The 24,205-nt window shown below is 67.7% G+C and carries 18 protein-coding genes; 10 read left to right on the top strand and 8 right to left on the bottom strand.

Annotation, left to right across the window (positions count from 1 at the left end; translation table 11 throughout):
* Positions 1-550 precede the first annotated feature (550 nt).
* Both H3H37_RS24875 and H3H37_RS24870 read left to right on the top strand, forming a co-directional pair.
* Positions 551-3,715, top strand: coding sequence for a diguanylate cyclase (locus tag H3H37_RS24875; protein ID WP_182167607.1), 3,165 nt, complete (start codon positions 551-553; stop codon positions 3,713-3,715).
* Between the two features lie 56 nt (positions 3,716-3,771).
* Positions 3,772-3,972, top strand: a complete 201-nt coding sequence (locus tag H3H37_RS24870) for an oxidoreductase-like domain-containing protein (protein WP_229219030.1) — start codon at positions 3,772-3,774, stop codon at positions 3,970-3,972.
* Positions 3,973-3,994: 22 nt separating this feature from the next.
* Here the strand turns inward: H3H37_RS24870 and H3H37_RS24865 are convergent, their stop codons facing one another.
* A complete protein-coding gene (locus tag H3H37_RS24865) occupies positions 3,995-5,794 on the bottom strand; it encodes an alkaline phosphatase family protein (RefSeq protein WP_182167599.1) in 1,800 nt (599 codons plus the stop codon).
* Positions 5,795-5,885: 91 nt separating this feature from the next.
* Positions 5,886-8,156, bottom strand: coding sequence for a TonB-dependent receptor (locus H3H37_RS24860; RefSeq protein ID WP_182167598.1), 2,271 nt, complete (start codon positions 8,154-8,156; stop codon positions 5,886-5,888).
* 355 nt (positions 8,157-8,511) lie between these two features.
* On the opposite strand from H3H37_RS24860, the gene H3H37_RS24855 reads away from it, so the two are divergent.
* Positions 8,512-8,859, top strand: a complete 348-nt coding sequence (locus H3H37_RS24855; RefSeq protein WP_182167596.1) for a hypothetical protein — start codon at positions 8,512-8,514, stop codon at positions 8,857-8,859.
* A gap of 101 nt (positions 8,860-8,960) precedes the next feature.
* Here H3H37_RS24855 and H3H37_RS24850 read toward each other — a convergent pair whose 3' ends face one another.
* Both H3H37_RS24850 and H3H37_RS24845 read right to left on the bottom strand, forming a co-directional pair.
* Positions 8,961-11,000: a methyl-accepting chemotaxis protein gene (locus H3H37_RS24850; protein ID WP_182167594.1), complete on the bottom strand. Its 2,040-nt coding sequence runs from the start codon at positions 10,998-11,000 to the stop codon at positions 8,961-8,963.
* Between the two features lie 112 nt (positions 11,001-11,112).
* Positions 11,113-13,410: a putative bifunctional diguanylate cyclase/phosphodiesterase gene (locus tag H3H37_RS24845; RefSeq protein ID WP_229219029.1), complete on the bottom strand. Its 2,298-nt coding sequence runs from the start codon at positions 13,408-13,410 to the stop codon at positions 11,113-11,115.
* A gap of 296 nt (positions 13,411-13,706) precedes the next feature.
* On the opposite strand from H3H37_RS24845, the gene H3H37_RS24840 reads away from it, so the two are divergent.
* From H3H37_RS24840 to H3H37_RS24825, 4 genes are read left to right on the top strand one after another with little or no spacing between them, the layout of a single operon-like run.
* Positions 13,707-14,426: a substrate-binding periplasmic protein gene (locus H3H37_RS24840; protein ID WP_182167592.1), complete on the top strand. Its 720-nt coding sequence runs from the start codon at positions 13,707-13,709 to the stop codon at positions 14,424-14,426.
* Between the two features lie 7 nt (positions 14,427-14,433).
* Entirely contained in the window at positions 14,434-16,344 is a 1,911-nt protein-coding gene (locus tag H3H37_RS24835; protein WP_182167590.1) for a PAS domain-containing protein, read from the top strand.
* Complete coding sequence (locus H3H37_RS24830; RefSeq protein ID WP_182167588.1) at positions 16,341-16,772, top strand: response regulator; 432 nt, start codon at positions 16,341-16,343, stop codon at positions 16,770-16,772. The genes H3H37_RS24835 and H3H37_RS24830 overlap by 4 nt, the downstream gene beginning before the upstream one ends.
* Before the next feature lie 8 nt (positions 16,773-16,780).
* Entirely contained in the window at positions 16,781-18,421 is a 1,641-nt protein-coding gene (locus H3H37_RS24825; RefSeq protein ID WP_182167586.1) for an ATP-binding protein, read from the top strand.
* An 87-nt stretch (positions 18,422-18,508) separates the two neighbouring features.
* On the opposite strand, the gene H3H37_RS24820 is transcribed toward H3H37_RS24825, so the two are convergent.
* Positions 18,509-18,985 (bottom strand): MarR family winged helix-turn-helix transcriptional regulator, encoded by a 477-nt coding sequence (locus H3H37_RS24820; RefSeq protein WP_182167584.1) that lies wholly within the window; start codon positions 18,983-18,985, stop codon positions 18,509-18,511.
* Positions 18,986-19,066: 81 nt separating this feature from the next.
* Between H3H37_RS24820 and H3H37_RS24815 the strand changes: the two genes are divergently transcribed.
* Positions 19,067-19,588 (top strand): carboxymuconolactone decarboxylase family protein, encoded by a 522-nt coding sequence (locus tag H3H37_RS24815; protein WP_182167582.1) that lies wholly within the window; start codon positions 19,067-19,069, stop codon positions 19,586-19,588.
* A gap of 202 nt (positions 19,589-19,790) precedes the next feature.
* A complete protein-coding gene (locus H3H37_RS24810) occupies positions 19,791-20,402 on the top strand; it encodes a hypothetical protein (RefSeq protein ID WP_182167580.1) in 612 nt (203 codons plus the stop codon).
* Between the two features lie 12 nt (positions 20,403-20,414).
* Here the strand turns inward: H3H37_RS24810 and H3H37_RS24805 are convergent, their stop codons facing one another.
* Together H3H37_RS24805 and H3H37_RS24800 are read right to left on the bottom strand one after the other, a co-directional pair.
* Positions 20,415-21,032 carry an SLATT domain-containing protein gene (locus tag H3H37_RS24805; RefSeq protein ID WP_182167578.1) on the bottom strand — a complete coding sequence of 206 codons (618 nt, stop codon included), beginning with the start codon at positions 21,030-21,032 and terminating at the stop codon, positions 20,415-20,417.
* 195 nt (positions 21,033-21,227) lie between these two features.
* Positions 21,228-22,127 carry a LysR substrate-binding domain-containing protein gene (locus H3H37_RS24800; RefSeq protein WP_220456563.1) on the bottom strand — a complete coding sequence of 300 codons (900 nt, stop codon included), beginning with the start codon at positions 22,125-22,127 and terminating at the stop codon, positions 21,228-21,230.
* Between the two features lie 83 nt (positions 22,128-22,210).
* Between H3H37_RS24800 and H3H37_RS24795 the strand changes: the two genes are divergently transcribed.
* A complete protein-coding gene (locus tag H3H37_RS24795; RefSeq protein WP_182167576.1) occupies positions 22,211-22,849 on the top strand; it encodes an NAD(P)-dependent oxidoreductase in 639 nt (212 codons plus the stop codon).
* A gap of 64 nt (positions 22,850-22,913) precedes the next feature.
* Here the strand turns inward: H3H37_RS24795 and H3H37_RS24790 are convergent, their stop codons facing one another.
* Positions 22,914-24,092 (bottom strand): 2-hydroxycarboxylate transporter family protein, encoded by a 1,179-nt coding sequence (locus H3H37_RS24790; protein ID WP_182167574.1) that lies wholly within the window; start codon positions 24,090-24,092, stop codon positions 22,914-22,916.
* Positions 24,093-24,205 lie beyond the last annotated feature (113 nt).

Here is a 24,205-nt window from a genome sequence, read left to right as displayed (position 1 = left end):
CCGGCGCGGACGCCGCGGCGGGGGCCGCTGGGACAGCGGCGGCGGCGGCGACGTCGGTGGTGGCCGCTTCGGCGGCCGGGGCGGCCTGCGCCGGGGCCGTGCCGGGGGTGGAAATGATCTCGTTTTCAGGCATAGTAGGGTTCGGCCGCCGTCCAGCGGTCAGCCATGCTTTCTTCAATTAACAACATTTTCTGCGAACAACGATCCGCCCGGCCAAAAGCACCTGTACTCGCCGTCGCGAGCAATGCGGACACAGGGGGAAGCGGCAAGACGGGCAGGGCGCGCTACGGCGGCCAGGCCGCGCAGCCAGCGCGGTGCGTGCCCGTCATGGCGCGCGCAGACGTGGATACAATATCAGCGCCGTAAACTATACCCTAAATCGCCGCAACCGCCCACGAAAACAGCACGTTAGCGGCAAACTATTGCCGCGATGGAAGGTATAATGGCCGTTCCGTCCCGCAATTTGAACCTCCGGCCCCGCCACCGGCGCGCCCCGTCCCTCCGGGCTGGCGCCGCCGCGCCGCCGACGCCCCCGCCCATGCCCGTGTCGATGCCGCTCCGTCCGGAGCGCCCCACCCCATCCCTGCCGCAACGCCGCCTGGCTGCGCAGCGGGCGGCGCACGGGCGACCGGTTCTGCTGGCCTTGCTGGCCTGGCTGACGGCGCTGACCCTGCTGCTCGCCCTGCCATCCGCCCAAGCCGGGGTGCCGGCGCTGCGCTTCCAGAAACTGGGCCCGCTGGGCAATGACGAACCGACTATGCTGACCCTGCTGCAGGACCGCCAGGGCTACGTGTGGGTGGGCACGCTCAGCAACGGCCTGTACCGCTACAACGGCTACCAGGCCGTCAAATACGCGCACCAGCCCGGCGACAGCCACAGCCTGCCCCACAACCGCGTCTCGGCCCTGTACGAGGATGGCCAGGGCCGGATCTGGGCCGGCACCCAGGACGGCCTGGCCCGCTACAACCCCGAGCGCAACGACTTCACCGTCTACGCGCCGGCCTCCGGGCCGCACAACCACCGCATCATCAAGGCCATCATCTCCGACGGCGGCCACGGCATGTGGCTGGCCAGCTGGGGCGGCCTGCAGCACTTCGACCCGGCCACCGGCGCCTTCACCGTTTACAGCCACGACCCGGCGCGGCCCGACAGCCTGGCCAGCAACGACCTGAACGCGCTGGCGCTGGACCCGATTGGCGGCGTCTGGGCCGCCACCTGGCCCGGCGGCCTCGATTACCTGGCGCCCGGCGCCACCGGCTTCGTGCACCGCCAGGCCGATCCCGCGCCCCAGGCCGAAGCCCGGCGCAACATCGTGCGCGCGCTGCAGTTCGATCCCAGCGGCGCGCTGTGGATAGGCACCGAGGCCGGCGTGCTGCGCTGGGATGGCCGCGGCCCGTGGCAAGCGCGCACCGTGGTGGCGGCGCCGGCCAGCCGCGTCACCAGCTTCTACCTGGACCGCCAGCGCACCTTGTGGGCCACCACGCTGTCGGCCGGCCTGCTGCGCTGGAATGGCGCGGCCGGCCAGTTCGAGCGCTTCCACCACGCGCCCGACGATCCCTACAGCCTGCCCAGCGACAACCTGAAGGCCGTGATGCAGGATCGCGGCGGCATGTTGTGGGTCGCCTCGTACACGGACGGCATCAGCCTGGCCAACCTGTCGAGCGCCGGCCTGGCCCGCTACGTGCCGCTGCCGCCGGCCGGCGAGTCTGCCAACGCCAGCGACGCCATGCTATCCATGGCACGCGCGCCCGGCGGCCGCCTGTGGCTGGGCAGCGATACGGGCTTGAGCCTGTACGACCCGGGCAGCAACCGCGTGCTGCGCAACTACCGGGCCCAGCCCGGCAAACGCGGCACGCTGAGCCAGGACATCATCTATAGCCTGTACCAGGACCAGCGCAACGATGGCCACGGCCCGCTGTGGCTGGGCACCTCCGATGGCCTGAACCGGCTGGACCGGCCGGACGGGCCGTTCCGCGTGATCCACTTCGGCAATCCGGCCAGCGACTACATCAACGCCATCGCGCCGGGCGCCGGCGGCGTGCTGTGGCTGGCCACCGGCAACAGCCTGATCCGCTACGACCCGGCCAGCGACGCGCGCCGCGTGTACCGCCACGACCCGCAGGACGCCCACAGCCGCAGCGTGGACGGCACCTCGGCCGTGCTGGAGGATGAGCGCGGCCAGGTGTGGGCCGGCTCCGAATGGAATGGCGGCGGCCTGGACGTGCTCGATCCGGCCAGCGGCCAGTTCCACCACTACACCCACCGCGACGGCGATCCGCACAGCCTGGCCGACGACAACGTGGCCAGCCTGCACCGCGATCGCCAGGGCCGGATCTGGGTCGGCACCGGGCGCGGCCTGCACCTGGCCCAGCCGCAGCCGGACGGCGGCCTGCACTTCCGCTACTACGGCGCCGCGCTGGGCGGCGAAAAAGTACTGGCCATCCGCGACGACGCCCACGGCCGCATCTGGTGCAGCACGCTCACCGGCCTGTACCGGCTCGACCCGGCCACCGGCCAGGCCAGCCACTACACGGCCACCGATGGCCTGACGGAAGGCTTCATCATCAATTCCGCCGTGGCCGGCGACGACGGCGACCTGTATTTCGGCAGCGTGCACGGGCTGACCGCCGTCTCGCCGGACGCCGTGCGCAGCACCTCGGTGGCGCCGCAGGTGGCGATCAGCGACATCACCATCTTCAACCACTCGATCTACGACGGCAAGCTGGGGCCGGGCGTGACGGTGACCGGCCCGCTGACGGCGCCTACCGCGCTCACGCTGTCGTCGCAGGCATCCGTGTTCTCGCTCGAATTCGCCGCCCTGCACTACGCCGACCCGGCCGCCAACCGCTACGCCTACCAGTTGCAAGGCTTCGACCGCGACTGGGTGGAAACGGACGCGGCCCACCGCAGCGCCACCTACACCAACCTCAATCCCGGCACCTATGTGTTCCGGGTGCGCGCCGCCAACCACCGCGGCGTGTGGAGCCCGGAGCCGGCCACGCTGCTGGTGACGATCGAGCCGCCGCTGTGGCAAACGTGGTGGTTCCGCGCGCTGGCCGGCGTGCTGGTGGCAGCCGCCCTGCTGGGCGCGCACCGCTGGCGCATCGCGCGGCTGACGCGGCACCAGCGCCAGCTCGAACAACTGGTCACGGCCCGCACCGCCGAGCTGGAGGAAAGCAACCGCAAGCTGGCCGCGCTGAGCACGACGGACGGCCTGACGGGCGTGCGCAACCGGCGCGGCTTCGACGAAGCGCTGGCGGCCGAATGGCGGCGCGCCGCGCGCACCGGCCAGTCGCTGGCGCTGTCGATGCTTGACGTCGACCACTTCAAGAAATACAACGACCATTACGGCCACCTGGCCGGCGACGCCTGCCTGCAAAAAGTGGCAACCTTGATCACGGCCCATGGCCGCCGCACCAGCGACCTGGTGGCGCGCTACGGCGGCGAGGAATTCGCGCTGCTGGCGGCCGCCACCGACGCCACCGACGCCTTCGGCATCGCCGAGGCCATCTGTGCCGAGCTGGCGCGGCTGCGGCTGCCGCACGACGGCTCGCCGTTCGGCACCGTGACCATCAGCGTGGGCGTGGCCGTGATGGTGCCGACAGAAGGCACCACGCCTGACATGCTGGTGCGCATGGCCGACCGCGCGCTGTACCGGGCCAAGGAAAAGGGCCGCAACATGGCGCTGCTGGCGCTGCCGACCGATGAACAATGAATGACAACGAACACGTGACGATGACTGAACAAGCAACCATGACTGAGCCGGCGACCATGACTGAGCAGGCAACGATGGCAGCGCCAGGGACAGCGGCGCCGGAGCACGACCCCATGCCGGTGGCGCCCGAGCCACCCGATCCCAACGCCTGCTGCCACAGCGGCTGCGCCCACTGCGTGGAAGACCTGTACGCCGAAGAACGGGCCGCCTACTTCGCCGCCCTCGCCGCCTGGCAGCAGCGCCACCCGGCCGGCTAAGCAAACAAACCGGGGTTGCGCGTTATGGCTGGCCGCTGCCTGCCGTCACCGCGCCCTCGCGCTTGCGCTTGGCTGCCACCGTGCCAGCGCTACGAAAATCGAACAGGTTCATCAGATCGCCGATGGCAGGCCGGTTGGCGGGCACGTAGGGATCGGCCGCCACGTGCACGGGATTGGGCAGGTTGTCGCGGCTGCGCACAGACAGCGGCGGCAGGCTCCAGTTGCGCTCGATGAACTTGGCGATCGAGGCGTGGTCGTAATAGGTGTGGTCGACGGCGCCCTTGCGCGCATACGGCGAAATGGCAATCAGCGGCACCCGCGTACCGTCACCGAAGAAGTCGATCAACTGCACATAACCGGAATCGTAATAGCCGCCGCCTTCATCGAACGTGACCAGGATGGCGGTCTTCTTCCACAGCGCCGGATTGGCGCGCACGCGTTCCAGCACGTCGGCCACCAGCTGGTCGAAGCTGGGCTGCATGGCGTAACCGGGGTGGCCGGAGATGCTGTCGTAGGGGGCGATCACGGCCACCTGCGGGAAGCTCGCCTCATCCTTCACGTCCACGTAGAACTGCATCAGGTCCACCAGCTTGTCCTTGTCCGGCCCCGTCATGGTGGAGCGGAAGAAGGTGGGCGTGTCGCACATGCCGCAGTATTCCTTGTCCACCCTGGCGCCGTCGTTGCGCCCGCCGCTATACCACTTCCACGCCACGCCGCCGGCCGTCATGGCGTCGCCGATGTGGGGCATGGTTTGCGGCGGCAGGATGAATTTGTCATCCCCGAGCACCAGCGGCTTGCCCAGCGGCGCGTAAGCCGGTTCCATATTGTTGACCATGTACCAGGCGCCGGGCGCGCAGTTGCCATCGTTGAAGGCGCGGTAGGGCAGCTTGCCCAGCAGGTCGCGGATGCCAGCCACGCCCGGCTGCGCCGCGTCGGCGCAGTTGACGTAGGTGCCGCCACGATAGCCGTCTTCCACGTACCAGTTGTTGGTGCCCGGCTGGGCGTTGGGATTCTCGATCTGCTTGAACGGCGGCGTGGCCGGCAGGCCGGTCTGCGCGTCCGTGTACACGCCCACGTCGGCCGTGGCCAGCGCGAAGTAGTTGGCGGTGGTGCCGCCCATCACCGGCTGGTGGTAGTTGTCGGCGATCGCGTACTGGTCGGCCAGGCGCTTGAACAGGGGCGCATCGCCGGCCGCCATGTTGTAGAAGCCCATGGCGATGGCGCCCTGGTAGGTCTTGCCCGGCGCCAGCGGGAACGGGTTGCTGGGGCCAGGCCCGGTCTGGTCGGCCACCCACACGAACAGGTCGTGCTTGCCGCCATTGACCTGCTGCCACATCTGGAAGAAGCGGTGCGTGGGGTCGCCCGTGTGGGCGCCGTAGCTGACGTGGTGCGTGATCTGGAACGGGCCGTTGGGCAGGTTGGCCGGGAAGCGCGCGTCCGGCACATCCTGGCGCTGGCCGAAGGCGCCGGCCGCCCACGGCTGCGGCAACTGGCCGTAAACGCCGTTGAACTCGGGGGTGGGTGTGTAGGTGCCCGTGGACAGGCCAAGCTTTTGCGCCGCGTCGCGGAAGCGGGGGCCGGGCGTGCCGTCGCGGTTGACGATCTTCTTCGACAGCAGGTTGGCCACGCTCTGGCCACGGGTGGGCTCGTACACGCCGTACAGGTTGTCGAAGGTGCGGTTCTCGCCCACCAGCACGATCACGTGTTCGATCGGGGTGGTGGCAGTGGCGGCCGCATGCGCGGGCACCTGAACTAACGCGACACATGCGGCCAGCGCGGCAAGTTGGGGCAGCGCGGGGATGGTGGAACGGGACGATGGCATCGGACTCTCTCTCGCAAATGAAAAGCCGCGCGGCGGGGCCGGCCACGGCATCGCTGCCGTGACGTCCCCGCCGCGCGTGCTGCGACTGTGCTTACAGCTTGCCGCTCAGGGCCAGGAAGGCCCGGCGCGGCGCGGCCGCCTGCAACGTGGCGAAGGTGCCCGTTGGGTCGGAAGCGGTGAAGCCGTTGGTGCCGATCGAGCTGAAGTACTGCTTGTCGAACAGGTTGGTCACGTTGAACTGCAGCGACAGCTCCTTCAGCATGCCCACCGATTTCAGTTTATAGCCAGCCGACAGGTTTGCCACCCAGAACGACGGCACGGCGCCATCGTTGAGGTAGGTGTAGTAGCGCTTGCCCGTGTACTTGGCGCCCAGGCGGGCGAACCACACCGCGTTGTCGTAGCCCACTTCGGTGTCGAACATGGTGCGCGGCGTGTCCACCACCTGCTTGCCGCTGACGGCCACCAGCTTGCCGTTATCCAGGTAGTTGGACTTGTACTTGGAGTCGTTGTAGGTGAAGGTGTTGAACCACGTGTAGCCCGGCAGGAACTTCCACTCGGCCACCGCTTCCAGGCCCTTGGTCTCGACCTTGCCGACGTTGACGACGGTGCTCGGGCAGCCGGCGATGCCGACGCAGGTGGCCACGTTGAGCTGGCGGTCGTCGAAGTCGGCGTGGTACACGGCCAGCGAGCCTTGCAGGTCGCGGCGCTTGAAGCGGTAGCCGAGGTCGACGTTGACGGAGGTTTCCGGCTTCAGGTTCGCGGCGCTCTGGTTGAACGCGTCCTGGGTCTGCGAGAACGGGCCGTTCACGCCCGGCTGGAAGGCGCGCATGTTCTGCGAGGCCGAGGCGAACACTTCGTCGTCGCGGCTCAGGCTGTAGTTCAGGCCCAGCTGCGGCAGGAAGGACTTGGACGCCACCAGCTCGCCAGCGGCGCGGCCCGGCATCAGGTTGGTGGCATCGATCGTCACTTTCGGGCTCTTGAAGCCGGCGTTGATCTTCAGCTTGCCGTCCAGCGCGCGGTAGGTGTCCTGCAGGTAGAACTGGGTGGTGGTGGTGGTGAAGTCCTGCTTGAAGCCGGTCTTGAACGGGTTGCTCAGGAAGTGGTTGGTGTCGTCCGGCCCCGTGACGGCGTAGAAGTTGCGGGTCAGGCGGTGCAGGCTGCGCTCGCCCCAGAAGCCGGCGGCGATGGTGTGCTGGCCCCACTCCACGTTGAGGTCGTTGACCAGGCCGTCACGGCCGATCGAGTACTCGGTGGTGCGGATCGAAATCGGCATGGTCGGCGACGATGGCTGGTACGGCGTGTACCAGTGGCCCTGCCCTTCATTGCTGTGGTGGTAGTAGCTGCTCTTGAACCAGGCCGACGGCGTGATCTTCAGGTCCGCCGACAGGCCGCCCAGCGTATCCTTGCGCAGGCCGCGGCCCAGATAGTAGGCGTCGTCCATGTTGTTGTCCGGGCCGGTGAAGATGCCCTTGGCCGCATTCACGGCGCGCTGCCAGTCCGGCGCGTAGTTGTCCCAGTTGTAGCCGAGGCGCTGCGCCATCTCCAGCGACAAGTCCTGGTAGTCGGTTTCCTTGCGTTCGGAATAGTTGTAGAAGGCCGTCAGCGTGTTTTCGCCGAACTGGTGTTCCACGCGGGTGTTGACCTGATCCTGGTCCTGGGCGCCGGCGCCCTTCCACTTGTCGGCGCGCTGGCGCGTACCGCTGATGAAGAACTTGGTGGCGTCGTTGATCAAGCCGCTGTCGATACGCACGAAGGTGCGCAAGGTGCGGTCCTGGCCCACGGTCTGGCTGACGGTCACGCCGCGCTCGTCAGTGGGGGCCAGCGTGATGAACTGCACGGTGCCGCCCAGGTTGCTGGTGGAGGCCGTGCCCAGCGCGCCCGCGCCTTGCGAGATGGCCACGCGGCCAATGTTCTCGGCCGAGATGGCGCGGCTGATGTGCAGGCCGTTGTTGTTACCGTAGCTCATGTCGCCGAGCGGAATGTCGTCCAGCGTGAAGCCCAGCTGGCTCTGGTTGAAGCCGCGCACGCTGAAGCGGGTCGACCACTCGTAGGCGCCGAACGGGTCGGACGACTGGAAGTTCACGCCGGGCAGCTTCTCCAGCGCCTTGAGCGGGCTGGTGCCCGGCAGCGCCTTGGCCAGTTCCACATGGTTCAGGTTCTGCACCTGGCGCGACTGGCCCTGGCCCAGGACTTCCACCACCTGCGCCGGGGCGCCGGCGGCGCCCGCCACGGCCGCTTCAGCCTGGCCGGCACTGGCGGCCACCACGGCCACGTCGGCCGCGTCCGGGGCGGCGTAAGCGTAGCAGGCCAGCGATTGCAGGACCAGCAGGCAGATCGGTTTTAAACGGAGATGCTGTTGCATGATAGGACTTTCGTACGTTGATGGGAGAAGTTGCGGCAAGCCGCGCCCCGGCGAACTTGCCGAAAAATAAAACTTGCAGGATTGTAGGAAGGCGATATGACGGCTGCGTGACGGCCACGTGACAGTTTGATGACTGGATTACAAATTTTGCCGTTTGGACAAAATTCCATCACCGCCGTTCATGCACGCAGTTGCACGCCGCGCCCAGCGGCGCAGGCAATGACGGGGGTTGCGGCGACGCGGGCGCGGCGCCGTTAGAGGAAAGCCTCCAAAACGACGCGGCGCGCGGCGGCAGGTGCCGGGCGCGCCGATCTGCGGTAAGCTAGGCGCTCCCCGACCTCGCTGTGGATTGCTTATGTGGATCAAACGTAGTGTGGCCGCGCTGCTGGCGGCCGTGATGGCGCTGCCGCTGCTGGCCGGCGCGCGGCCGTTCCCGGCCGACATCAAACGCGGCCGGATGACGCCCGGCTATTACCCGGACCTGACCATGGACGGCCAGCCGCGCAAGCTGTCGCCATCATCCCGCATCTTCAACCAGGACAACATGATCGAGATGCCGGCCAGCCTGCGCGGCAGCGGCATCCTGGTGTACTACACGGAAGACGCGAATGGCGATATCAAGGATGTGTGGATACTGACGGACGAGGAAGCGGCGCAGGGCCTGCCCGCGAAGGCCGCCAAAGGGGCAGCCCCTGCGGGCTGACCCTCGTCTGGTGCGGTGGTTCGTCAGACTAGCGAAAATCGAAGCGCCAAACCGGGGTCAGACCCAAGGGTCAGATCCCTAGGCCCGCAAGGCTCCGACCCTTAACGCGGTAACGCTTGACGCCCGGCCGCCACCACCACCGCGCGTGCGGTGGCACGCGCGGACGGGCCGGCCCCCGCCGAAGCGCGTGCTGACGCGGAGCGGCCATCGTCCTCCAGCCGGAACACGCTCATCGAGGCGATCAGGCTTTCCGCCTGTTCCTGCAGGCTGGCCGAGGCGGCCGCCGTCTGCTCCACCAGCGCCGCGTTCTGCTGGGTCATGTCGTCCATCTGGGTAACAGCCTCGTTGACCTGCTCGATGCCGCTGCCTTGCTCGGCCGAGGCGGTGGCGATCTCGCTCATGATGGCCGTGATGCGTTCCACGCTGCCCAGGATTTCGCCCATCGCTTGTCCCGCGTGGTCGGCCAGCCGGTTGCCGGCGTCCACTTTTTCCACGCTCTGGCCGATCAGCTCCTTGATCTCCTTGGCCGCCGCCGCCGAGCGCTGGGCCAGGTTGCGCACTTCGGACGCGACCACGGCAAAACCGCGCCCCTGCTCGCCCGCGCGGGCCGCTTCCACGGCCGCGTTCAAGGCCAGGATATTGGTCTGGAACGCGATGCCGTCGATGGTGGCGATGATGTCGACGATGCGGCGCGAACTGTCGTTGATCTCGCTCATGGTCTGCACCACCTGCGACACCACCTCCCCGCCGCGCGTGGCCACGGTGGACGCGTTGACCACCAGCACATTGGCGTGGCGCGCGTTGTCGGCGTTCTGGCGCACGGTGCTGGTCAGCTGCTCCATTGACGAGGCCGTCTCCTCCAGGCTGGACGCCTGCGCCTCCAGCCGGGCCGACACGTCGGCGTTGCCGCTGGCGATGTCGCGTGTGGCCGCGCCGATGTTGTCGATGCTGGCGCGCACGTCGCTGACGATGGTGCGCAGGCTGTCATTCATGTGCTTGAGCGCGCGCAGCATCTGTCCCACTTCGTTGGGCGCGCCCACGTCGAACTCGGACACCAGGTCGCCGCGCGCCACGCTTTGCGCCACCGTCACCGCGTTTTGCAACGGCACCGTGACCGAGCGCGAAATCAGCCAGGCCACGACGCCAGCCAGCGCCAGCAAACCGAGCATGCTGCCCAGCATGATCCAGCGCGTGACGTGGAACTCGGCGATCTTGGCCTTGATCATGGCGGCGATCTCAGTCGCCGCCAGTTCATTGACCTTGAACTGCAGGTCGATGGTGCGGGTGGCCTGGTCCACGAACTGCTCGGGGGAATAGTGCAGGGTTTCGGCCTGCACCACCTCGTCCTCGGCCACCTTGGTGAAGGCGGCGCCGGCGCCCACGGCCTCGCGCATGGCCGCACCCAGCTTTGCTTCGATGGCGGGATTGGTGGCGGCGGCCTTGGCGAACGCCGTCTGGGCCTGGGCCTGGCGGTCGTTGGCACGGCCGATGTAGCCAGCCAGCCGGGCCCGTTCCTCGGCCGTGGCCTCGTGCCGGGCCAGCAAACCGGCGCCCAGCGCGCGCGTCTTACCCAGCTCCTCGGTCAGGTAGGGCAACTGGTAATAGGTGGACTGGATCAGCTGGTAGCTGTCCTTGTCCGGGTCCAGGCTCAGGCCGTAGTAATCACCCACCAGGTCGTTCACCTTGAGCAGCTTGGGCACCAGCGCCGTGTGGGCGGCGAAGCTTTGCGGCACCGTCAGCGTGCGCCCGGCCACGCCGGCGCGCAGGCGCTCCCAGTCGGCGCGGGCCTCGTCCCAGGCCGCCGTCACGCCCTTGTCGTTGATGGCCTTGACGAAGGCGTCGACCTTGGCGTACTGGCGGTCGGCCTCGTCCTGCTTGGCCTGGCGCTTGCCGTCCACGCCCGGCACCTGCCCCAGGAACAGGGCCGACAAGCCACGGTGCTGCTGGGTCAACTGGATGGTCTTGAGCATGTCGGCCACGCGCGGCAAGCCTTCCTGCTCGGCGACGTAGGCATCAAGGCTCTTGGCCGCCTCGCGCAGGTAGAAATAGCTGGGAATCGCGGCCAGCACGACGGCGATCACGCTCAGGATCAGGAACTTATGCGGCAAGCGCAAACGGCTCACCAGGGCAAAGGCATTCATGTCCACCTCCAGAGTTCGGGCCGGGCCGGCGTTACTTGCAGATCGGATGTTTTACTTTCCTATGATAATCGTCCAGCCGGCGTTGTGTAGCAGATTTTACGTGGCGCGGACCTCAGGCGGCCGCACCACTGGCCGCATCCGAGCGGGGCGCCACAAAAAGCAACAACTGCTCGGGCGCGGCGGGACGGGCGATGTGGAAACCTTGCAGGTAATGGCAACCCATGCGCGCCAGGATGCGGGCCTGGCCGTCCGTCTCCACGCCCTCGGCCACCAGTTGCAGGCCCAGGCTGTGGCCCATGGCGATGATGGCGTGCACCAGGCTGTTGCTGCGGGTGCTGTGCTCGATGTCCATGACGAAGGCGCGGTCGATCTTGAGCGTGTTGAGCTGGAACTGGGTCAGGTAGCTGAGCGAGGAATAGCCGGTGCCGAAATCGTCGAGCGACACGCTCACGTCCAGCGCCCGCAGCCGTTCCAGCACGTTGCGCACGTTGGGGCCGTCGTCGATCAGCACGCGCTCCGTCAGTTCCAGTTCCAGCAGCGCACCGGGCACGCCGTGGCGGGCCAGCGTGGCTTCCACCAACGGCACAAAGCCGGGGTCGGCCAGCTGCCAGGCCGACACGTTGATGCTGATGCGCACGCCAGCTAGCGGGCCGCCGCGCCACTGGGCCGCCTGGCGGCACGCCTCCTCCAGCACCCAGCCGCCCAGCTCGACGATCAGGCCGCTGTCCTCGGCCACCGGGATGAAACGGTCCGGCGCCACCGTGCCCAGCGTGGCGCTGCGCCAGCGCAGCAAGGCTTCCACCTTGCCCACCTTGCCGCTGCCCGCTTCCGCGATCACCTGGTATTCGAGCCGGAACTCGTTGGCCGCGATGGCGTGGCGCAGCGCACCGTCGATCACCAGCGCGTCGCGCGCGGCCGCGTTCATGGCGTCGCTGAAGAAACGCAGCTCGCCGCGGCCCGCCTTCTTGGCCTCGTACATGGCGATGTCGGCGTGGCGCAGCAGGGTTTCGCCATCGTCGCCATGGCGCGGATAGCAGGCCAGGCCGATGCTGGCCGTGACGGCCACCGTGTGGTGCGAGACGTCGAACGCCGGGCCCATGGCGGCCAGGATGGCCTGGGCGCAGGCCCGGGCCCGCGCCTCGGCGTCGGCCGGCGCCAGGTCCGGCAGCGCGGCGATGAATTCGTCGCCGCCGAAGCGGGCCAGCATGTCGCGCGGACCCAGCAGCGCCTGCAGCCGCTGGGCCACCTTGCGCAGCAGTTCGTCGCCGGCGCTGTGGCCAAACGAGTCGTTGACGCGCTTGAATTTATCGAGGTCGATGAACAGCAGCGCGCAGGCGCGCCCGCCCGCGTGGGCCTGGGCGATGTCGTCACGCAGGCGCTCGGCCAGCGCGTAGCGGTTGCCCAGGCCGGTGACGGGATCGACGCGGGCCGCCTGGTACAGCAGCGCGTCCTTCTTCTTGCGTTCGGAAATGTCGAGCAGCTGCACCAGGCAGTACAGGCGGCCCCGTTCGATGTAGGGCGAGGCCATCATCTCGACCGGCAGCCGGGCGCCGTTGTGCAGGGTCAGCTCCGCCTCCTGGGTCAGCGGATAGCGGGCGCCGGCCGCCTCGAAGGCGGCGAAATAATCGTCGGCCATCTGGCGCGTCAGGCCCGGCAGCAAATCCGTCACGTTGCGCCCGATCAGGTCGGCCGCGCTGCCGTAGCCCAGCAGGCTGGCGCAGCGCTCGTTGGCCACGTGCACGTAGCCGCGCTTGTCGCGGATCAGAAAGCCGTTGCTCAGGCTGTCGATGGTGCTGGCGTAGCGCTGCCGGATCTCGTGCTGGACGGCGTAGATCAAGCCCAGCATGGACAGCGACTTGAGCACGGAACTGGCGACGAACCAGTACAGATAGGCTTGCGGCACCATGCTCAGGCTGCCGGCGAGGTTGAACAGGCCGCGCAAGACCATCGTCAGGCCCAGCAGGCGGTAGCGGTGCAGGTGGCGGCCCCACCCCAGGCGCAAGCCGGTCCACACCATGACCACGCACAGCAATACACCGCCGGACGGGAACACAACGGCCGGGTCGGCGTTCCACCACAGTTGCAGGGCGCCGGCCAGCAGCACGAAGCCCAGCAGCGGCCACGCGCGGTCGGCGCGCCGCAGTCCGCCCAGGAAGAATTGGGTGCCGGCCCAGTAACCGGCCGCGCCGGCCGTGATCAGCAGCGCGCCGAGCGGGCGGCGCAGCGGCTCCAGCGCCGGCACGCCCGAGAACCACAGCGCGAACGCCCCCATGATGGACAGCTGGCCCATGGCCCAGTACAGGGCGTGGCGCTCCTTGCGCTGCATCAGCCACAGGAAGAGCAGGATGGCGCTCAGGATGGCGTCGGCCATCACCGAGATATAGGCGTACTGACTGGGGTCCGGACTCATTCTCTCCACCACTGGGGGCCGGCCGCCACAGGGGCGCCGGAGCTAGGGGCCGCTGCTGTCCACGACAGCCGGCGCTCACTCTCATTATTGTAGTCTGAATAACGGGCGCCGGACATGATAGTGTTGCCTGCCGGCACAGAATTGGACTTTTGGGCAAAATTAGCAGAAATTGGCAACGTTCGGCAACACCAGCGCGGCGGCAACGCGGCGACAAATAGCCAAAGCGGGCGAATCTGGGCATACTGTCTGGCAAGGCCAAACGCCGTGAACGGCGTGCGCCTCACGCGAGGGTGACCATGAAATCCCTGTTGACGCTGCTGGCCGCACTGCTGTTCGCCCTGCCCGGCGCGGCCGCGCCCCGGCTGGTGCTCAACACCTCGTTCTTCGCCCCCATCACCTCCCCCGAACACGACGGCGCGCTCGACCTGCTGTACGCGGAACTGTTCCGCCGCGTGGGCCTCGACGTGGTGATACAGCCCGCCTCGGCCGAACGCGGCCTGCTCAACGCCAACAGCGGCATCGACGATGGCGACGTCTCGCGCGTGCTGGGCATCGAACAAAGCTACACCAACCTGGTGCGCGTGCCCGAGCCGGTGATGACCTACCAGATGGCGGTGTTCACCCGCCATGCCGATTTCACCGTCGACGGCCCGGCCAGCCTGCGGCCGTACGACGTGGGCATCCTGCGGGGCTGGAAAATCCTCGAACGCAGCATCACCGGCACCCGCTCGCTGCAAAAGCTGGAAACGGGACGCCAGTTGTTCGCCATGCTGGCCATGGACCGCATCGACGTGGCCGTGATCGAAAAGCTAGAGGGCCTGCATTTCATCCAGAGCATGGGCTTGCAGGGCGTGCGGATACTGGCGCCGGCCTACGTGGAAGGCGAGTGGTTCCTCTACCTGCACAAGAAGCACGCGGCGCTGGCGCCGCGGCTGGCCGAACAGCTGCGCCTGATGAAGCGCGACGGCAGCTACCAGCGCCTGTTCGACCAGGCCCTGCGCGGCACACCCCGTTGAGGCCGCCATGGACATGACCCGGCCCTGGCTGCACAACCTGGCGGGCGCCCGCCTGGGGCGGCGGCTGGCCGTGCAGATCCTGCTGTTCAGTTCGGTCGTCACGCTGGTGTCGACCGCGCTGCAACTGGCGCTCGAATACCGGCGCGACGTGAACGACATCGCCACCCAGCTCGACCAGATCCAGGCCAGCTACGCCGACAGCCTGGCTTCCAGCCTGTGGATCACCAGCACCGGCGACCTGCAGTTGCAACTGCAGGGCATCCTGCGCCTGCCCGACCTGCAGACTGTGGACGTCGCCAACGACCAGGGCCAGACGGTGGCGCGGGCCGGCAAGGCGCGCAGCCATGACGAGGGCGGCGTGCTGGCGCGCGAGTTCCCGCTCTACTACCAGCACCGCGGGCGCCCCGTCTACATCGGCAAGGTGCACGCCATTGCCAGCCTGGACGGCGCCTGGCAGCGCCTGCGCGAGAAGGTGGTGACGATCCTGATCGCCCAGACCATCAAGACCTTCCTCGTGTCGCTGTTCATCCTGGTGCTGTTCCAGTGGCTGGTGGGACGCCACCTGAAGAAGATCGCGGCCTATTCCGACCTGCTGTTCGCCGGCCACCTGGACCAGCCGCTGACGCTGGACCGGCGTCCCGCCGCGCACCATGCGCACGATGAGCTGGCGCAGGTGGTGGCGGCGCTGAACGCCATGCGGCAGCGGCTGGCCGCCTCGTTCCAGCAGGTGCAGGACAGCGAATTCCGCTGGCAGCACGCGCTCGAAGGGGCCGGCCACGGGGTGTGGGACTACCACGTGCTGACGGGCGAAGTGATCTACTCCAAGCGCTGGAAGGAGATGCTCGGCTACCGCGACGACGAGCTGCCCAACCACCTCGACACCTACCAGCGGCTGGCCCACCCGGACGACCTGCGCACGGCCATGCGGCTGCTGGAGGCGAACTTCAACGGCAGCTCCAAGACCTACGCCATCGAACAGCGCATGCGCTGCAAGGACGGCAGCTGGAAGTGGGTGGTGGCGCGCGGCATGGTGGTGGAGCAGGACGCCCGCGGCCACGCCACCCGCATCATCGGCACCCACACGGATTTCAGCGAACGGCGCGCGGCCGAGGAAGCGATGAGCAAGCTGCTGGAGCAGACCGAGCACGCGCGGGCCGAACTGCGCGAGGCCAACGACACCATGGAAGCCCAGGTGCGCGACCGCACGGCGCAGCTGCGGCAGGCGAACGCGGAACTGGAAGCGTTCTCGTATTCCGTCTCGCACGATTTGCGCAGCCCGCTGCGCGGCATCGCCGGCTGGGCCCAGGCGCTGGAGGAGGATTACGGCGACCGGCTCGACGAGACGGCCCGGCTCTACCTGGCGCGCGTGCAGGGCGAGGCCGGGCGCATGGGCCAGCTGATCGACGGCATGCTGGAACTGTCGCGGCTGGGCCGGGCCGCGCTCAACCGGCGCCCGCTCGACATGTCGGCGCTGGCCGCCAGCGTGGCCGCGCGCGTGCGCGACGGCTATCCCGAGCGCCACATCGACTTCGATGTCCCGCCGCGCCTGCGGGCCTGGGGCGACCGCGCGCTGCTGGAGGCGGTGCTGTACAACCTGCTGGAAAACGCCTGCAAGTTCAGCGCCATGCGCGACCCGGCCCGCATCGCGTTCGGACACGAGCTGGCCACCGACCCGGCCACCGGCCAGCCCGTGCACGCGTGGTTCGTGCGCGACAACGGCGCCGGCTTCGATATGCGCCACGCCCACAAGCTGTTCGGCGTGTTCCAGCGCCTGCACAAGGCCAGCGAATTCGCCGGCAGCGGCATCGGCCTGGCCACCGTGCAGCGCATCGTCCAGCGCCATGGCGGCCACGTGTGGGCCAGCGCCGCGCCCGGCGCCGGCGCCACCTTCTACTTCACCCTGGAGGACGCGCCATGAGCGCCAAAGCCATCCTGCTGATCGAGGACAATCCCAGCGACGTGGCGCTGACCGAGCGCGCCCTCAAGCGCAACAACATCAGCAACACGCTGGTGGTGGCGCAGGACGGCCAGGAAGGTCTCGACTACCTGTTCGGCGCCGGCCCGTACGCGGGGCGCGACGTGGCCACGCTGCCGGTGCTGATCCTGCTCGACCTCAAGCTGCCCAAGGTGGACGGGCTGGACGTGCTGCGCCAGATCCGCGCCGACGCCCGCACCCGGCGCGTGCCGGTGGTGATCCTGACCTCGTCGCGCGAGGAACAGGACATCGCGGCCGGCTACGACCTGGGCGTGAATAGCTACATCCGCAAGCCGGTGGACTTCGCGCAATTTTCCGAAACCGTGCGCCAGCTGGGTTTATACTGGCTGGTACTGAACGAAGCGCCCTGAGATCCCCCATGACCCCGCTTGCCGTCCTGCTGGTGGAAGACTGCGACAGCGATGCCGACCTGATCGAGCGCTGCCTGCGCAAGGCTGGCTACGACGTGGCGCTGGACCGGGTGGAAACGGCGGCCGAGCTGCACGCGGCGCTGGCCGCGCCGCACTGGGACATCGTGCTGTCGGACCACAACCTGCCGGACCTGAACGCCAGCGTCGCGCTGGCCCATCTGCACGCGGCCGGGCTGGACCTGCCGTTCATCGTCGTCTCCAACACCATCGGCGAGGAGACGGCCGTGGCCCTGATGCGGGCCGGCGCCCACGACTACGTGATGAAGGGCGACCTGGCCCGGCTGGCCCCGGCCATCGCGCGCGAACTCAAGGAAGCCCAGCGCCGCCAGCAGCACCGCGCCGCCGCCCAGGCGCTGCGGGCCGCCGAGGAGCGCTGGAACTTCGCGCTCGAAGGGGCCGGCTACGGCGTGTGGGACTGGGACATCCCCAACGGCCAGGTGCTGTTCTCGCCGTGCTGGCGCACCATCCACGGCTACGCCGAACACGAGGTAGTGCCCACGGCCACCTGGCGCGACAGCCTGGTGCACCCGGACGACCTGCCGCGGCTGCAGGCGGCGCTGCGCGAACACTTCAGCGGCGCCAGCCGCCGCTACAAGGAGGAATACCGGACCCGCGGCCGCGACGGTTCCTGGAAATGGGTGCTCGACAACGGCACCATCGTCAGCCGCGACGGCGCCGGCCAGCCGCTGCGCATGATCTGCACCCACATCGACCTGACCGAGCGCAAGCGCATCGAGGAAGCGCTGCGCGAACTGAACGAACAACTGGAGAACCGGGTCGAGGCGCGCACGCGCGAACTGCGGCTGGCCATGGACCAGATCGTCGAATCGGAAAAGCTGGCCTCGCTGGGGGTGCTGGTGGCCGGGGTGTCGCATGAACTGAACACGCCGATCGGCAACATGGTGCTGGCCGCCACCTCGCTGGCCGACAAGCTGGCCGAGCTGTGCGGCGCGGCCGAGCACAACGGCCTGACCCGCTCGGGGCTGCTGCAAGGCTTGCACGAATGCCTGAGCGCGAGCGACATCATCGCCCGCAACGGCCACCGCTCCAACGAACTGATCGAAAGCTTCAAGCGGGTGTCGGTGGACCAGACCAGCCAGCGCCGCCGCAACTTCGACCTGCGCACCACGGTGCAGGACAGCCTGACGGCGCTGGGCGCGCGGCTGCGCCGGGCCAAGGCCGCCGTCGAGCTGGGCATCCCGGAGGGGATCATGATGGACAGCTACCCGGGCCACCTGGAACAGATCATCAACAACATCGTCATGAATTCCATCACCCACGGCTTCGACGGCAAGGCCGGCGGCCGGATCGTGATCGAAGCCAGCAGCATCGACGGCATGGTGGAACTGCACTACCGCGACGACGGCCACGGCATCCCGGCCGACGTCCAGCACCGCGTGTTCGAACCGTTCTACACGACCCGGCTGGGCAAGGGCGGCTCCGGGCTCGGGCTATCGATCGTCAACAACCTGGTGCAAGCCATCTTCAAGGGCCAGTTGCGGCTCGACAGCGCGCCCGGCCAGGGGGTGCGGCTGCACTTCACCCTGCCCGCCGTCACACCACACACCGTGCAGGAACCCGACCAGTAACACCCGCAAACCGGGGTCAGGTCATGCCTTCACGCATTTTGCGCGAAGGCATGACCTGACCCCGGTTGATGGGCTAGGCCAACCCGTTCACAACACGCCGTCGGCCTGGGCCAGCCGCACCAGCCAGGTCCGCACCAGCTGCTGGCCGGCCTCGTCCAGACCACCATCCATGGCCGCCTCCACCGGCTGCACGCGCGCGCGGCACGCGTCCAGCAGCTGGCGGCCGGCGTCCGTCAGCGCGATCACCTGGATGCGGCCATGCACGGGATGGGGGTGGCGGCTGACCGCGCCGGCCCGCTCCAGGTTGTGCACGATCACGCTCATGGTCTGCGGCGTGAGCAGCGACAGCCGCGCCAGGTCGGCGCTGGACGCGCCCGGATAGGCGGCCAGCATGGTGAGCACGGAAAACTGGGGCAAGGTGACGTCCAGCTCGGCCAGCGCCTTTTCCATGCGGATGCGGTGCGCCGCATGGGCTTGCCGCAGCAGATAACCGAGGTGGCCATCCACCCCGCGCTTGCCTTCACCCACGGCCGGGATGACGGGGGAATTGATTGCTTTACCCATAATGTCAGAATTCGAATATAATTTTTGTGTTCGAACTCTGATATTAACACGCGCCACCCGGCGCCCCACTGGAGCATCGCCATGACCACCGCCCCGAGCACCACCCTGGACACCGTCACCCCACGCCTCGCCTACGCCTCGTTCAACGAGCTGGCCCCGGCCGCCGGCACCGCCCTGCGCGCGCTGGGCCAGGCGGTCGATGATTCCGGCCTGGAAAAATCGCTGACGGAACTGATCAAACTGCGCGCCTCACAACTGAACGGCTGCGCGTTCTGCCTGCAATTCCACCTGAACCTGGCGCGCGCGCTGCCGCAGCCGCCGGCCCCGGCCAAGCTGGACCTGCTGGCCACGTGGCGCGACGCCCACGTCTACACGGCGCGCGAACGGGCCGCGCTGGCCTGGACGGAAGCGCTGACCCTGATGGCCGGCCAGCATGTGGACGACGCCGTGTACGCGCAATTGCAGCGCCATTTCAGCACGTCGGAGATCGCCTTCCTGAGCGCGGCCGTGGCCAACATCAACGCCTGGAACCGGATCGCCGGCGCGCTGCGCTTCACGGCGCCCGTCCCGCCCGAGGCCCTGTCCGCACAGGCGGCGGCGTGAGCACGACCGGGCTGGCTGGCGGATTTCCGCTTCTGACGGCGGCGGCAGCATGGAATTTATTGCAAAACATGCCAGTTTTTAGCGCGTAGGCGCCAGAAGCTGGCATGCGCCTAGTGGGAATCCTCCAGAATGGCGTGATGGATGGCGAAGGGCATTGGCTATAATTAACTTTCCTATATCTTCGACAGCCTCGGAATCCAATATGAAACATGTCCTCGCCTGCGTGGTAGCAGCGTCTGTTTTATCCGCCTGTGGTGGCGGCGGCAGTTCGTCCGGCAGTGTCGTGAATCCGCCGACGACGGCGCCGTTCGCCAAATACGTGGGCGACTGGCAAGACGTGTGCCAATTCCACCACCGCGAGACCATCACCGTGGCCACGCTGACGGCCAGCGCCACCTCGGCCACGCTGTCGGACCGGATCGATTATTACGACAATGCAGATTGCAGCGGCGCGCTGGTGGCGACCGGCGTCTTCTCCAAACCCATCGCCACGCTGCAATATGTGACGACGGAAAACAACGCCACCGTCCACCTGCAATCGGGCCAGAGCCTGACCGGCGCCGTGGACCGCGGCACGGCCACGGCATCGGACGCCACCGTCAGCTTCAGCGGCAGCGGCGTCACGTCATCGGTGGTGAACGGCAAGACGGTGTGGCATATCGCCTACAGCGGCGGCGGCACGGATATCCAGATCATCAATGTGCTGGGCGCCAACCCCGGCGGGCTGTTCCTGGCCAGCGGCCAGCTCTACATCGTCACGGCCGAGGGGGGCTCGACCAATACCTTCGACGCCAGCGCCCCGCTGTCGCACTGAACGGCCAGGGCATCAGAACAGGTTGTTGCGGATGCCCACGTAGCAGACGGCCAGCGCCAGCACCGGGCCCAGGTAGAACACGGCCAGCCACAGCGCGCGCCACGCTTGCAACAGGAACACATGGCTGCGTTCCAGCACGGTCAGCGCGGCGCCCCCGCGCTCCGCGCCGGCCCGGTAGCGGGCCAGCAAGGCGTCGCCGGTGGTGTGGTTTTCCACGTCGTTCAGCAACTGCTTGTAGCTGGCGACCAGGTCGTTGTAGTCATCGAGCATCGCCTGCGGCGTGCGCTGCAGGGCCACCTGCATGATCCTGCTCTCAATGTCCATCAACTTCAGGTAACCGCTCTTGAATTGCTGCGCGCGGTCGCGGAAATTGCGGGTATTCAGGTGCAGCGACAACGCCATCAGCATGACGGCGAGCACGACCGAAAAAATGTTCTGGAAGTCGTCCGACACGACCTTGTACTTCAGCAAGGCGATGGCGAAGCACAGGCTGTAGACCGAATAGACCACCAGCAACCGTTGCGCATGTCCCTGATTGGACAGCAGCCGTGATTCCGCGCGTGCCCACGCTTCACGGGAAAACCAGATCTTGTCGCCCAAGGTCTTGGCGCTGTCGACGATATTGCTCACTATTGCCTCTGCTGAAAGGAAGGGGGATGGGAATGGCGCACTGTCCATTTCATCAAATTAATTGCCACACGGCAATTTACTACCTTTCCGTGCAGGACACAATCCGCAGGCCGGCAGTTTGCCCAAAAAAGTGACAGTTGCGGCAACGGGTGTGGGCGCAACTGCAACGTTGCCACCGCCAAGCTTGTTCGCCGTTTAACGTTGCAGATAATCGCGGATGGCGGCGATCGCCAGCCGCACCTTGGCCGGCTGCGCCTCGCGCTGCACGGTCAGCGCGTAAACGCCCATGGGCGGCATCGTCCATTCCGGCAACACCTGCACCACGTGCCCGGACGCCAGCAAGGGCATGGCGTCCGGCCCGGGCATGCGCATGATGCCCACGTCCTGCAACATCATCTCGCGCAGCGCGACGAAACTGTTGCCCGCCACGGCGCCCTGCACCCGCACGCGCCGCGTCTCGCCCGCGCGCGACAGGTCGATGAACTCGGTCTGGTTCATCACGTTCAGATTCATCACCGGATAGCGCGCCAGCTCCTCGGGCGCCTGCGGCAAACCGTGCGCATGGGCGAAACCGCTGGACGCCACCAGCACGTGGGGCCATTCGGCCAGCCGGCGCGCCACCAGGTTCGAATCGGTGAGCGTGCCGATGCGGATCGCCAGGTCGATACGCTCGGCGATCAGATCGATGCGCCTGTCCTCGGCGAATAGCCGCAGCGCCAGCCGGGGCTGTTCGCGCAGCAGCGGCGCCAGCGCCGCCGCCAGATGGCCGCTGAACCCGACCGGAAAGGCGAGCCGCAATTCGCCGCGCGGCTCGTCGCGCAGGTCGGACAGGCGCTGCTCGGCCGTATGGGCCGCCAGCAACATGGTCGCGCAATCCTCGTAGTAAGCCTGGCCCGCCTCCGTGGTGCTGAGGCGCCGGGTGGAACGGTGCAGCAAGGCCAGGCCGATCTCGGCCTCCAGCTGGCGGATCTGCTGGCTGACGGCCGAGGTGGTCATCGCCAACTCGCGCGCGGCCGCGCTCATGGAACCGGCCTCCACCACGCGGGCGAAGACGGCCATGCGCTTCAAACGGTCGATTGTTAAGAACTGCTTCATAGTGATTGTGGATTTTGCCGTCTTATCGCCCCATCGTAAAGGCCTCATACTGAATCCACTTTCAACCAAGCAGGAGAATTGAGATGAAGATTGCACTGATCGGCGCGAGCGGTTTTATTGGTTCCGGTTTACTGGCCGAAGCGCTGGCGCGCGGCCACCAGGTCACGGCACTGGTCGGCCGTCCCGAGCGCCTGGCGCCCGCCGCCGGCCTGACGGCGCAAGCCACCGACGTGCTCGACCCGGCCCGCCTGGCCACCCAGCTGGCCGGCCACGACGCCGTGATCAGCGCCTTCAGCGGCCACGCCCAGGAAGGCGTGCGCGCCTACTACAACCGTGGCGTGGACGCCATCCTGGCCGCCACCAAACAGGCCGGCGTGCCGCGCCTGCTGATGGTGGGCGGCGCCGGCAGCCTGGAAGTGGCGCCCGGCGTGCAGGTGGTGGACAGCCCGGACTTCCCCGCCCAGTGGAAGGAATCGGCGCTCGGCGCACGGGACACGCTGGACAAGCTGCGCCAGGAAAGCGCGCTGGACTGGACCCTGCTGAGCCCGGCCGCGGTGATCGCCCCCGGCCCGCGCACCGGCCAGTTCCGCCTCGGCGGCGACCAGCTGCTGACCGACGAAAACGGCGACAGCAAGATTTCCGTGGCCGATTATGCGGTGGCGATGCTCGATGAACTGGAGCATCCGGCCCATACGCGCCGGCGCTTCACCGTCGCGTACTGATTGCGCGTACTGATTTCACGTACCCACTGCCGGCGCCGCACAAGCGCATCACACGGCCAGCGTCTTACCCCGCCAGCCTGGCCAGCGCGAACAGCGCCAGGGTCACGACGATGGCGCCGCCGATGCGGGTCGCGATCTGTGCGAACGGCATCAGTTGCATGCGGTTGGCGGCGGTCAGGATGGCCACGTCGCCCGTTCCGCCCTGCCCGCTGTGGCAGGCGTTGACGATGGCCGCCTCGATCGGATACATGTTCATGCGGCGGGCCACCAGGAAGCCGGTGGCCATCAAGGTCGCGACCGTCGCCACGATGGTGACCAGGTTGGCCAGCGTGAAGGCGGCGATCAACTTTTCCCACGGCGTCATGGCGGCGCCGATCGCGAACAGCAGCGGATAGGTCACGGCCGTGGAGAAGAATTTATACACCACCAGCGAGCCCTGCTGCAGCTGCGGCGACACCAGCCGCCCCAGTTTGAACATCACGGCGACGAACAGCATCACCACCGGCGCCGGGAAGTCGAACAGCTTGGCCGACATCAGACCCACCATGTACAGGGAGATCGCGGTCACGCCGGCGGAGGCCACCTGGGCCACATCCACCGTGCCGGCGGGCAGCTCGACGACGCGCGCATCGTTCTCGACACCCGGCTGCAAGCGCCCTTCGCCGGTCAGGTGCGGGTAGCGCTTACCGACGAAATTGAGCGTGCCCGCCATCAGGATGGCGCACAGGCTACCCAGCATCACCGGCGGCAGCACCTGCGCGAACATATCGCCCTGCGCCTGGCCGAGGATGGCCGCGTAACCGATCGACAGCGGAATGGCGCCCTCGCCCACGCCGCCGGCCATGATGGGGACGACGATGAAGAACAGCGTGTGCTGCCAGCCCAGGCCGAGCATGGCGCCGACCAGCGTGCCCGCCAGCGCGGCCGCCACGGTGCCTGCCGCCAGCGGCGCGAAGATCTTCAGGAAACCCTGCACCAGCACCGTGCGGTCCATGCTGAAGATGCTGCCGACGATGATGGAGGCGATGAACAGGTAGAGGAAATTGCTCACTTTGGTGAACTCCACCACGTTCTTCAGCAGCACGGGCGGAACCGCGTGCAGGTAAACCAGCAAGGAGGGCACGAAGGTGGCGAAGATGGCGGCCGCGCCGATGTTGCGCAACAGCGGCATGCGTTTGCCGAACTCGGCGCAAGTGAAGCCGCCGACGGCCAGCACGGCGATCGACACCGGTAATCCCCCCATATTTGATGCGCTCTGAAAGTAGAGGCTAAGCGGCGAGGGCCAATTTCTGTTTTGGCGTAATTCCGCCCAAGGCCATGTTCGGCCGGTCGTGATTGTAGGTCCATAACCAACGC

This window comes from Rugamonas brunnea (genome assembly GCF_014042345.1).
Lineage (GTDB): Bacteria > Pseudomonadota > Gammaproteobacteria > Burkholderiales > Burkholderiaceae_D > Rugamonas > Rugamonas brunnea.
Note: the sequence above shows the minus strand (reverse complement) of the source record. Positions and strands in the feature narration are given on the sequence as shown.